General features: G+C 58.0%; 6 protein-coding genes and 2 pseudogenes. 2 read left to right on the plus strand and 6 right to left on the minus strand.

What is annotated here, in order from left to right; translation table 11 throughout:
* Positions 1–46 precede the first annotated feature (46 nt).
* Positions 47–1,261, plus strand: a complete 1,215-nt coding sequence (locus ACRYA2_RS14890) for an acyl-CoA dehydrogenase family protein (RefSeq protein WP_433629625.1) — start codon at positions 47–49, stop codon at positions 1,259–1,261.
* A 1,084-nt stretch (positions 1,262–2,345) separates the two neighbouring features.
* On the plus strand, positions 2,346–3,599 hold the full coding sequence (locus tag ACRYA2_RS14895; RefSeq protein ID WP_433629628.1) for an RNA-guided endonuclease InsQ/TnpB family protein: 1,254 nt from the start codon (positions 2,346–2,348) through the stop codon (positions 3,597–3,599).
* A gap of 447 nt (positions 3,600–4,046) precedes the next feature.
* On the opposite strand, the gene ACRYA2_RS14900 is transcribed toward ACRYA2_RS14895, so the two are convergent.
* The 6 genes and pseudogenes from ACRYA2_RS14900 to ACRYA2_RS14925 form a co-directional block, all read right to left on the minus strand.
* Entirely contained in the window at positions 4,047–4,436 is a 390-nt protein-coding gene (locus tag ACRYA2_RS14900) for a type II toxin-antitoxin system VapC family toxin (RefSeq protein ID WP_433629631.1), read from the minus strand.
* Positions 4,433–4,645 carry an antitoxin VapB family protein gene (locus tag ACRYA2_RS14905; RefSeq protein ID WP_433629634.1) on the minus strand — a complete coding sequence of 71 codons (213 nt, stop codon included), beginning with the start codon at positions 4,643–4,645 and terminating at the stop codon, positions 4,433–4,435. Before ACRYA2_RS14905 ends, ACRYA2_RS14900 begins: the two co-directional genes overlap by 4 nt.
* Before the next feature lie 282 nt (positions 4,646–4,927).
* On the minus strand, positions 4,928–5,113 hold the full coding sequence (locus tag ACRYA2_RS14910; RefSeq protein WP_433629636.1) for a hypothetical protein: 186 nt from the start codon (positions 5,111–5,113) through the stop codon (positions 4,928–4,930).
* A 323-nt stretch (positions 5,114–5,436) separates the two neighbouring features.
* The gene (locus ACRYA2_RS14915; protein ID WP_433629639.1) at positions 5,437–7,458 is read right to left on the minus strand and encodes a hypothetical protein; all 2,022 of its coding nucleotides are present in this window, start codon (positions 7,456–7,458) and stop codon (positions 5,437–5,439) included.
* Between the two features lie 2,463 nt (positions 7,459–9,921).
* Positions 9,922–10,733 (minus strand): annotated as a pseudogene (locus ACRYA2_RS14920) (ATP-binding protein); the annotation flags it as partial.
* Positions 10,734–11,155: 422 nt separating this feature from the next.
* A pseudogene (locus ACRYA2_RS14925) lies at positions 11,156–11,728 on the minus strand (AAA family ATPase); the annotation flags it as partial.
* Positions 11,729–11,902 lie beyond the last annotated feature (174 nt).

Here is an 11,902-nt window from a genome sequence, read left to right on the forward strand (position 1 = left end):
GTCGAGCCTACGCTAGTCTTTTTACAATGTAGGATCGATGTGTGGTATGGAGTATGACGACTCCGACCGGGCGCAAACGTTCGCCGCACGGACGCGCGAGTTCATCGACGACGTCGTGATTCCCGTCGAACGTGAAATGCTCGGCGATGGACCGGTCGACGACGACACGATTCGGGAGTTGCGAGACGCTGCACGCGAGGCCGGCGTCTACGCTCCGCATCTCCCGGAGGAGTACGGCGGCCAGGGGCTCAGTTACCGAGACATGCTTCCGGTGTTCGAAGCGGCCGGACGGAGCCTCCTCGGTCCACCGGCAGTTCGCGTCGACGCGCCCGACGAGGGCAACATGCATACGCTCGAACTCTTCGGGACCGACGAGCAGCAGGAAACGTGGCTCCGCCCACTCGTCGCCGGCGAGGCGCGGTCTGCGTTCTCGATGACGGAGCCGGCCCCGGGAGCGGGGTCAGATCCCAAGATGATTCGGACGACGGCCGAACGCGATGGCGACGAATGGGTCATCGATGGTCACAAGTGGTGGACGACGCAGGGGAGCGAAGCGGACGTACTCATCGTGATGGCGCGAACGGACCCCGACGCACATCCCTACGAGGGCTGTTCACTCTTCCTCGTCCCCGCAGACGCCTCGGGCGTCGAAGTCGTCCGAGACGTCCCCCACGTCGGCGGGGCCCTGACCGGTATCGGGCACGCCGAAATCAAATACAAGAACGTCCGCGTTCCCGAAGACGCACTTCTCGGACAGCTCAACGAAGGCTTCACGCACGCACAACAACGACTCGGGCCGGCCCGTCTCACCCACTGCATGCGATACTCCGGGATGGCCGAGCGTGCCCTCGATATCGCCAAGGCCTACGTGAGCGAACGCGAGGCGTTCGGAACGCCACTTGCCGAGAAGCAGTCGCTCCGCTTCACGGTCGCCGAAGCCGAGACGCGACTCCACGCAGCCCGGACGATGGTACGCCACGCCGCACACGAGATAGAGACCGGTGGTGAGGCTCGCATCCCCGTTTCCATGGCGAAGGTGTTCACTGCGAACGTCGTCCAGGAGATCATTGACGACTGTCTCCAGCTCTGTGGTGGAAGTGGTATCAGCAAAGACCTCCCCATCGCCGATTTCTACGAGAACGTCCGCCAGTTCCGCATCGTCGACGGTGCCGACGAGGTCCACAAGCGAACTATCGCCCGCGATGCCTTCGACGATATCGATTCGAGTGAGATTGATACCCTTCCGAACTATGAGCGGTGATGGACGTGACAGAACAAGGGGTTTCGGAGTGTTCTCCCTCGAGAATACAGATATCTGTCGTGATTTGTCGGTGGTGAAAAGAAGCGGATACGAGCAGTCGAAGACGACTGTCGCGTCTACGGGACGGCTGTGTCAAGAGGATTGAAGCCGGGTCCATACCTCCGTACACTGAGAGCAGAGGTACCCAGTGTAGCCATCGATGGCGTGTGGTGTAACGGGCGCTTCTCTATCACATCGACCACATTTCATCGTTGCTCTCCTATTCGCTCGCCCTGAGTCGTGCTCCGATATGTTTTGTCGGTCGAATCGAAGCGGTCAGTGACACAGGGGTTCATACTCGTCGTCCAAATCGTGTGCTGATTCGAGGAGCTCGACGCGCCCTCGTCAGCAGTCGTGACGCTGTAACCGTAGTGAGTAGCATACTTTTGTTCCGGAGTTTAGTGGACGTAGTTCACGATGACTGTGAGAGAACCCAGATCGGCGAAGAGACCTCCACCGCAAGGGAGAGTACTGCGACATTACAACACTGGGGCGAGAGTCCAAAGGGTAACTCACTATCTTGCTTGTACCAGTCCACCTCGACTTAAATTCCGACGAATGATAATGGTTGGGGCCTGCTACCACACAACCATACTTTCTTCTGGATATGGAAAAACAATACGAAATAGAGATTGAGACAAGAATTCTATGGGAGTCGGACGTCCCGCAATCGCGAGGTTCACCCCCGAATTTAATCACCCCTATCTTTCTTCGAGGAGAGAATCCCGCCATTCACGGCGGGGAGGATGTCACAGTCGAACTTCACGTATCGCAGAACAGGGTCGTACGACGACCGAGCGGCCGTGACGGCGATTAGGAGTCGGGCTCCGTCTCGAGACGGTTGGGTAGCTACTCGGCCAGATACATCGCAGTCATTCCGGACGTATCAAGACGGAACTGCTGTGGCGGCGTCTTATTATACGAGATACAGGAGAAAACCCACGGCTTTAGCCGTGGGATGAATCCGTACGCTCCGTGCCACAATCCACCGACGATGGCAAGCCGACTCCTAACCATTAAGTACCTATACGCCTACATATAAGAAATGGACGTGCGGCGTACTGTCCCCGTTGCGCTCGACGTGGACAGTGCCGACGCCGCACTCCTCACAGACACCGTCGACACCTTCCTCTGGTCAGCGCAATACGTCGTCGACCACGCCTTCCAAGGCGAGTACGTCACCACCAGCAAGACGACGCTGGATGACGAAACCTACGACGATGTGCGAGAAGCCACGGACGGCTTCAACGGTGGCCTCGTGCAAGCCGCTCGGAATAAGGCCGCTGAAGCCTGCAAGAGCGCCGTCGCCCGATGGAAGAACGGGAAGAAAGCGTCGAAACCCACTTTCACCAGCCCGCACGTCGTCTACGACAAGCGTACCGCGACGTTCCACGACGACTCCGTGAGCCTCGCCACCACTGATGGTCGCATCGAAGCCGACTACGTGCTACCCGACGAGGACAGCAACACACCGCACTCGGAGTACCTATTCTCCGATGAGTACGAGATAACGGGTGCGGAACTACACTATCGAGACGGCGACTGGGTGCTTCACATCCACTGCAAGACGGACGTGGAATCCGACACGTCGGAACAGGCGACCACCGAGAACGGAACGGTTCTCGGAGTTGACCTCGGCGTGAACACCCTCGCCGTCACCTCGACGGGCACGTTCTGGACGGGCGACGAGTTCGACCACTGGCGTAGAGAATACGAGAAACGACGTGGCTCGCTCCAACAGTGCGGCACGCGGTGGGCACACCAGAACATCCAGTCCGTTGGACGGAAAGAGGACGGGCGGTTCAAGCTGATGTTGCATCGCATCAGCAATGAACTCGTCGCGAAGGCTCGTGAGAACGGGTGTTCGGTCATCGCGTTTGAGGATTTGACTGACATCCGTAAGCGGACTGGTGCGTCGTGGGGGCACAAGTGGGCGTTCGACCGCCTGTACGACTACGTCGAGTACAAGGCCGAAGAATACGGTATCAACGTGGAGCAGGTTGCCCCTGAAAACACGAGTCGGCGTTGCTCACACTGTGGATTTACCCATCCTGACAACCGCGAGGACGAGGTGTTCGAGTGCTTGAAGTGCGGGTATGAGAACCACGCAGACTTCAACGCCGCGAAGAACATTGGTTTGCGGTATCTCCGTCGCAACCAGACTGGGGGTTACGGAGGCGCACTCTTGGGCGTGCGCTTGAACAGCGGGATGATGACCGTGAACGGAGGCTATTCTCCTGCCTCATCCGAGGTCAGAACGGGAGTCCACGCTGAATCCCACCGCTTTAGCGGTGGGTAGCTCAAATACTTACTCTCGTGGACCACTGCTCACTACACATGCGTATTGACCGAATAGTACTTAATGTCAAACTCCAACCTATCACTATGGAAACCGTATTCTCAGTTATCGCTATACTGGTCGGTATCGGGTTGGCCTACTCGGTCTTCCGATTAGTCTGGGATGACGAGATGCCCAACTGGATTGGCTAAGACGATACGTACACAACCTGCACAGTAAACTAACGGGTGGGGGAGGAGAGACGGGCGACTCAATACCTACGGTAGTGTAACATATGCTATCGACAACGTAATCGATATCGTCGCCTCAGCCCATCGTTGTTCTCGTTCGCCAAGATCCTCATACACCCGTGAGTAGCCGGCGTAGACTGCGACGCCGACGAGTAGGACCGTGGGGACATAATCCTTCTCAGCATACCCTTCGTAGACTCGCGCTGGATAGTTGAATTCACGACATCTTTCGATGGTTCTCGACTTCAAGTCCGTCAATCTGCTTGAACCCGCCGTCTGATGTAACAACGGGGACACCGAGTGACCGCGCGACGCCGGCAAGCATCATATCGGGGTGTTGGATTCGCTGGCCTTTCTTCTCCAGTTCTTGTCGTATACGTGCTCCTTCCAAGGCGTGAGATCGGTTGTAGTCCAGGTGTTCAACCCAGGGGAGGTCGTCATCAACGAGGGCTGGGTCACGTCCTTCTTTCACAGCGCCGTGATACAGCTCGTAGTAGCCGACCGACGTAAGGATGAGACTCTCGTCCTGATGGGCGAGCCGGTACTCTTTCGCTGGTTCACGGCCACGAAGGAAGTCAGCGCAGAAGCTACTGTCGAGAACCTTCATGGCCCTGCTTCGAAATCCTCATCCATCTCCTCTTTGACTTCGCGGACCGACTCGTCGATTGTGGTGTCGCTCCAGGCACCGAATCCTGCAAGCGGATTATCGTCCTCGAGTTCGCGCTGGATGACCGCTTCGAAGCTCTCGTCGCCACGCTTGCGGGCGCGGAGTTTCCGCCATGTCTCCTCAGAGACTCTGATGGTCTTATCGGCCATTTACACATGGATGTATACATGCCGGCAACTTCTGTGTTTCGCTGCTCCCAGACCACAGTTGATGCGTTCAAACAGATGCTCGTCGCAGTGCTCGTGGAGCGGCAAGAGGCAGAGATTCAGCAGATAGTATCATCCACAACGAAAGCTGTGGGTTTCCTCGCTCTACATCAGTAGAAACTGCCCTCGTTCGGCAGGAGAAGCGTTTCGATGAGGAGAGTCAGTCTCTGGATGTATTTAATTCTCAGCGATAACGGTACCGGAATCGGAGCAGGGTGGGTAGTTCTACACAGTATCTTCTTTTCTCTCTATCGAAACAAGCTCGTATGTTTCATAGTAGTTTTCTCCGTCTTGCTCGATAATCATGACGAGTGATAAGGGGTACCCTAGATCGATATCGACAACGGTTCCGTCTATGGATTGTGGTCGAATGAAGTGTCTAGCAACAATTTCTTCGTTGTCGTCAGTCATGGATGATTGCTGTACGGAATCTCCATCGTTCATCCTACAGTAAATACCAGAACAGTGTGGGTATAGTATGCTAAGTTAGTTTGTTGTCTCCCGCATCGTTTACTGCCGTAGCAACGGTGTGAACGGTCGTCTAGAGAGTGTGGGATGGTTTGAACTGTGTCGTGGGGGCCGTGAGAGAAATATCAACTGGCTTGGGGACGAGCCCCGAGGCTTATCGGTGGACTCTCGCTCTACCCGCGCAAGGCGGTAGTACGTCTGGCAATTTGACGGCTGTTGTTTGGAAAAGGCTTCCCCCCACGACGGCCACCGACAATCCTACCGTTTCAGCGGTGGTTCGCTCGCTCTGACTCGCTATCGGCCGTCGTTCCGCTTGCGTCGCTATCGCTCGCCTCCGTCATCGGTTCAGGAGTGGGTTCGGGCGTCTCCGGAGGTGCTTCCGTCGCTGGGTCAGGAGTAGATTCCGGTGTCTCTGGGGGTGCGTCCGTTGCTGGCTCGGGCGCTTCGGTCTCTGGGTCGGGCTTCTCGGTCGTTTGTGGTGGTGTATCCGTTGTTGGGTCCGACTGTTGCGCCTGCTCGGTTGTCACGTCCGTCGTCGGCGTGTCGTCCGACGTTGTGTCTGGCGCCGCAGTATCGTCCGCTGGCGGTTCCTCCGTCGCCCCATCCTCTGCCGTTCGTTCTCCGTCCCCGTCCGCCTGGTCGGTCGTCTCTCGTGCGAGGCCACAGTCGGCAGCAGTCGGACTGGTCGCAGTAACCGGGTTCTCATAGCCGAACGGACGTAGGTCGAGTCGCCAGCGCAGTCGGTCGTCCGGATTCTCGGGCGCCCAGCTCGCATCGAAGGCGTGTTGCCCCGGCTTCAACGAGTCGGGCGGCGCGGTCGAACTGGCGCCGACGAGGTCGCTCTGGACACGGAGCGCCACGTCGTTCGGATTCTCGTAGACAAACGTGACGACGACGCCGTCGCTCGTCGCGGTGCAGTCCGCGACGGACGCGGAGATTTTCGCTGGCCGAATCTGTCCGAGACACTGGTCCGTGTTCGGATTCCGCTTCGATACTGTCGGCTCGCCGGCGCCCTGCTCGAAGGCTGCAATGTTCGTTATCACGAACCCGGCGACACCGGCCACGTCGCCTACGTTCGACTCGTCGATGCGTGTCCGGCCACTCACTGGCCCGATCTCGTTATGTGACCTCGCAACGCCGTCTGTGGCGTACCACGTCGTGTCGATCGTGACTCGCTCGAACGCGCCAGTCACCCGTGCGCGGTCACAGGCGAGGAACTCGATTCCCGTCGTCGGTGTCTCGCCATCATCATCGTCGCCACGGTCGTCCGACCCATCACCGTCGCCCGATCCGTCGGTCTCGCCGCCAGCACTCGTCGGGTCAATCTGTTGCCCGTTGAGATACACGGTTGCGTCACCATCCACCTGCATTTGCGTCAGTTCGCCGGAGAACTGATAGGCGTCGCCGCCCCCGGCGATTGCGCCGCGAACGCGACCACCCGAGATACTGTCTTCGTTGTCGATGGTCACGTGCTGGTCGGCGATTGGAGCGCCGCCACTGCTCCCACTCTTTCGTACGTGGCCACTCGCGGTGAACTGGTAGCGAATGACGTTCTGGGGACTGCCACCGAAGACGACGATGTGATTCGGCAACTGCTCCGCACACCACGGGCCGGCGTAGGGGTTGTCGGCCGTGAATTTCGCGGGCTGGCCCGGTGTTTGTAGTTCTCGGGTATCGACGCTTAGCGTGTCGATGGCGAAGGGATACGGGTCGTGCGCTGCGACCGGATGGATGGTGGTTGTCCCGCTGATCGGCCCGTCGAACAGGAAGTTCGTTCCGAGACCTGCGTCGTCCCAGAAACTCGTATGCATCCGAACACTCTGGAACGACCCGGTTACCCGTGCTCGGTCACAGTCGAGAAACGTGATCGGCGTGTCTGCGGCGGGATTATCGCCGAGTTGGTCCGGGCGAACCTGCTGGCCGTTGAGGTAGACGCGGACTGTGCTCGCTTGACTGCCGGGCGAGATGCGAAAGCGGACGACGCGACCTGTAAACTGGTAGGCATCGCCGCCACCAGCAATCGCGCCGCTTGCGTGCGTGCCGTCGCTCGAAATCGTGTCTTCCCCGTCCTGAGTGACGTGTCGGTCGGCGATCGGTGCACCCCCACTCCGTCCGCTCTTTTGCAGGCGACCGCTCACCGTCAGTGCGTAGTCGACGACGGTGTCGGGACTGCCGCCGAAGATGACAAAGTGGTTCGTCGCTTGCGCGCTAGTGACATCGATGCCGCCGACGCCAGCCAGCCCCGCTGTCGCTGTGAGCAGCTCCCGTCGGCTGACGCGGTTCAGCATGCTGAATTGCGGTAGGTTTGTTAGCCAGTAGCATAAATCACGCTGACAGTTTATTATCGGCTCGGACGGAAACAGCGGCTTTCCTGCCGTCGTCCAGCGTCACCCACGATAGTACAGACACGGAGCATCGAGTGATTCAATCGTGGAATTCCCACCCTGGACGTGGCCTCCGTCACTCGGATCGAGCAGGTCCCTCCCGTCCTGGTCCACGATTTCCTTTATCGGAATGCCCTCCCTCGTCCTGTGACCCGGCTTCCGCCTTCTCGGAGCTCTCGGTGACTGAGTGACAGTGCTGGTGTCCGATGAGGTGGTTCACGACGGTGTCGGCAGCGAATCGTCGGTCGATAGTGCCTGTTGTGTGCTGGTCACTGTGGATAGGGAGAGGCGGTGGAGTTAGTATACTATACTAATGTCGGGGTGACCTCTCGTTTGAGTATGCCGATGGGGACGGTTACGTGTGAGTGAAACTGGGGGGAAGGGAGCGTAAGCGGTCAATTTATTAGTACGTATTTGTTTTCATGTGTGCTACTGTATGACATGCCTTTATCCGTTGCCCGTTCATTGGCCTCGATACGGAACCGCTGCACACTATGCGTCCGCGCCCCCATCATGAAGGGGCCGTTTGAGCCAGACCCCCCAGGTCGCGCGTAGTCAGACCCCTGTCCTCCTCGCGTGGCAGTTACGCGGGACGCACCACATAGCACCATGCGTTCCGCAACACCGCCCAGTCATGCATATGAGACCCGCACACCTGTTCCACAAGACGCCTTCCACTACAGTGTCGCAAACGGACCGGCCCTCACTCACCACTCCCCCAAGAGTCAGAAACCCCGATACCCGAGTACAACGCGTCGAACGACAAATCCACCGCCTCGTCTCGTCTCGATATCTTACTGCAGCGAGGTTACCCATCCTGAGTGACCATACATGATTTCACCCCTACGGTGGCTACGACGGAGTTCCCCGGTCGAGGTAATCATCGAGTGTCGACACTGCGGGACGTCAGTCAATCAAGGGACATCAATCTGTCCGGCGTGCAACATGACTGATTTCGCGCGCTACGAGATTTCACCGTAACAGCCGACAACTCGGAGAACGGCGGTCGTACACTCGGCCAGCCCGACTCTGCCCTAGCCAATCCGGCCACGCCGCCGTATCGTAGCACCACTTTCTGACCACAATCCACATGACAGAGACGAAGATTGAATCTACTGGTCCTGTTGAAGCCCTGGATAGCTGACAGCTGATGGATATCGGTAGTAGTGCTATTCAGCATACTGCTTTTGACGCATCTCAGTAGGTTTCTGGAAGGGTGTAGAACAGAGGTGTGTTCCGATATCCTAGATCCAGTATTCGATGCTATAGCTGGTAGTAGCAAACAATTTATAATCGTGGACAAATGGCTCCGTATGTCACACCGCACCGATCGACTCCTCGCTGTTCTCGTCATATTGCTCGCGCTATTGGTGGTCTCTCAGACCACTGTCGTCCCACGAAACCAATTACTAGGGACAATAGGACTCCTAATTGGGACTCTCGCTATTATGTATGCGCTTGTTGAGTTGGTACAGTCGTACCAATCAAAGGGCTAACCGCTTACCGCACGACCGATTCAGTCGACTGACCCCGATAGACTGTTTCTGTCGTCTGCATACCCGCTCTCGTGCTGCACTGCACGATTTGATAGACAGCTGAACGTTCGGTTTCGACCATCTCGTTGAAGACGGCCTCCAGAGCTAATGCGCGAGGTCTTTTAAGAAGCTCGAACAGGTCGAGTAGTCACGGGACACTGAAGGAGAAACGCCAATCCCTCTCCCAGGAAGACTTGCGCACGAACACTACCTCACCGTTTCTATAGGCAGAGCAAGCCAAGTTCCTCGAGCTGTGACCCCAAGGTGGTTCACTGCCCTACCCACGTCCTAGTCGCTGACCTGCTTGTGACGTTCGGTACGACGATGCTGCAGTCGCGCCCACAGGATACTCGTCATCTCCACTATCGCTGTCACGCCGATCCAGCTCCCAGCTGCTACCACGGTCACAAGGTATGCGTCGGTCGGATCATGGACATCGAGTGTCCGATGGAACTAGAACAGATTCGCGATCGCCGAGCCGTGGATTGCGTGCATCCGTTCGGCAGCGGCCGGTGCAAGTTCGTAGATTGGTGCGAGTTTGTATATATCCGGGATCAACGCCCATATTCCTCCAAGTAGAATGAGTGTTCGCTTGAATCGCACCCGAACAGGGAGCGGTGCCAACAAGATGGTCATCCCAGTTGCCCCCACCGCAAAATGCGCAAGTGCTAGTGACATTGGCTTCCGTCCTTCGTTATCAGGACCCTTCAGTACGCGCCGAGTACCGCCCAGCCCAACCGATTCCAGTCGTAGTAGTCAGAGCCTCATCGCCTGCTTGCAGTTGTCTCGTTCGAAAAATCGGCGCTACTCCATCGCTCGGAGGAGTGATTAGCTATTGTATGCCTGATGAGAGGGCGTCCGATAGGTCAAAGAGGAGGACGTCATCGCGCGTGTCAGCGACGTGTTCGAGGTCGTCGGTGTACCCGGAGCGGCTGAACAGGGCGTATAGCGTCTCCCCGTCTGCTGGCTCCTCTGACCAGCGCACCTCCGTCGTCGTACGTTCGAGATCGGCGAGGATACCTTCACTCACGGGCTGGGAGGTGAACTTACACTCGCCCGCGACGAGTCCGTCATTGGTGAGGCCGAGAGCATCTAGTTCGTGCCTTTGAACCACCATTGCCCGACGTCACGGAATCGGCGGTCGATGAGATTTGGGAGCGATCGCTGGCAGGGGCGTTCGAACAACGGACTCACGTAATCCGGGAGTTCGGGCGCAACGAGTTCGTCGTAGGCGTCGTCGCCGAGCATGCGAAGTTGGTCTTGATTCCCGTATACGAACCGGAACCAGAACCGGAATAGCGGCGCGGCGATGCGATATCGGCCGCGCTTGGAGGCCGTCGGCGATTCCGTTACGGGAATGTGACGTTCGACGAGGCGGAGCCGGCGAAGCTTCTGGAGGTGCGTGCTGAGCGATCCTGACTCCACGCCGGCCATGCCCCCAATCTCGTTCGGGGTCCGACGCCCATGAGCGAGCGCGCGGAGAATGCTAAAGTACGTGTTCGGCTGCCGAAGTTCGGTCCGGAGTAAGAACTCCGGCTCTGAGTACAAGAGGCCGCGCTCCGAGAGGATCGATTGCTGAACGTTGGTCCCCAGCGGCTGCTCCGGATCGATAGTTTGGAGGTAGTACGGTGTGCCGCCGTGAAGTACCTCGGGGACACGCCCCGAGGCTTCACCGTTTTGTCCGAGCGCCCAGAAACGGGCGGTCGGATGCAGGCGAATTTAATCCCCCTCGACCTTCCCTTGCGGGTCGGTTGGAAGTAACACCCGAATACCTCGCTGGTGTCCGTGAGGGTCGGTCGCTCCACCACGACCCGACAACATCCGTCTCACCTGCCGTGGCAGGGTGTTGAGAGATGTCGCATTTCCAAACCTCCGAATGACCGCTTCGGAGTACGGTCGTTAACCCGCGTCACGGTCATTGAACTACGGTACGAGGCGTGGTAGGTTGAATCTTTTGACGGGCGTCACCCTCGGGGGCACGTGGTTCGAGACGCCGACGGCGTCTCGTCATCACGAGAGAGCGAAGCTCTCTCGAACGACCCCGAGGCACTCGCCCTACTCAGCCTGTAGATCGACCACGCGGTGATGGCGGTCTCGGGGTCGTACTTCGGGAAGAACTGGCGTGCATCAGCTGCGGAGAGGGGCTTGAGGTCAATCGTCGCCGTCCGGCGACCGTACGGCGGTGCGCTTCCGGAGAGTACCTTGTCCTCCATGACGCTGATCGAGGATCCGACGAGGACGAGCGTCGTCTCGGTCTCTTGGAGTTCCATGTCCCAAACGCGTTGAATCCGCGAGGGAAGCGATTCGTCCTCCTCGATGAGGAACGGGAACTCGTCGATGACGACGATAGCGTCTTGCTCGCCGAGTGCTTCGAGGAGAGCCTCCCAATTACGGCGGATGTTCCGCAATGAGGAGAACCGTGCGGTGGTGGTATCGACGAATTGTTCGAGCTGGTTCTGCGCCGTTGACTCGACCGCTTGGTAGTAGACTGCGTCGTCTCGGTCAGCGATTGACTGACGAACGAGCTCGCTCTTCCCGAGACGACGCCGTCCGTAAATCACGACGAGATCTGCGGTCTCGGACTCGTAGCAGTCTGTGAGCTGATCGAGTTCGACGTCTCGATCAACGAATTGAGCCATACAGCCAATTGCATCGCTTCCTCATGGGAACTTCCGATTTTGGAAACTACGATTTCAGAAATCGCGATTTCTTCGCCGGTAAAGAGCGATGGTGAGCTCTCAAAGTTGATTGGCAGAAGCCGATAATCGACAGAGAAATAGCTCGGCAGATCGTCTGACCATGGTTGAACCCGC

The sequence above is a fragment of the Halomicrococcus pelagicus genome, assembly GCF_050954125.1.

Coding starts and splice junctions, on each gene's coding strand:
- ACRYA2_RS14900 (WP_433629631.1), bottom strand. CDS start 4,436: ATGAAGGTTCTCGACAGTAGCTTCTGCGCTGACTTCCTTCGTGGCCGT.
- ACRYA2_RS14910 (WP_433629636.1), bottom strand. CDS start 5,113: ATGACTGACGACAACGAAGAAATTGTTGCTAGACACTTCATTCGACCA.
- ACRYA2_RS14890 (WP_433629625.1), top strand. CDS start 47: ATGGAGTATGACGACTCCGACCGGGCGCAAACGTTCGCCGCACGGACG.
- ACRYA2_RS14905 (WP_433629634.1), bottom strand. CDS start 4,645: ATGGCCGATAAGACCATCAGAGTCTCTGAGGAGACATGGCGGAAACTC.
- ACRYA2_RS14915 (WP_433629639.1), bottom strand. CDS start 7,458: ATGCTGAACCGCGTCAGCCGACGGGAGCTGCTCACAGCGACAGCGGGG.
- ACRYA2_RS14895 (WP_433629628.1), top strand. CDS start 2,346: ATGGACGTGCGGCGTACTGTCCCCGTTGCGCTCGACGTGGACAGTGCC.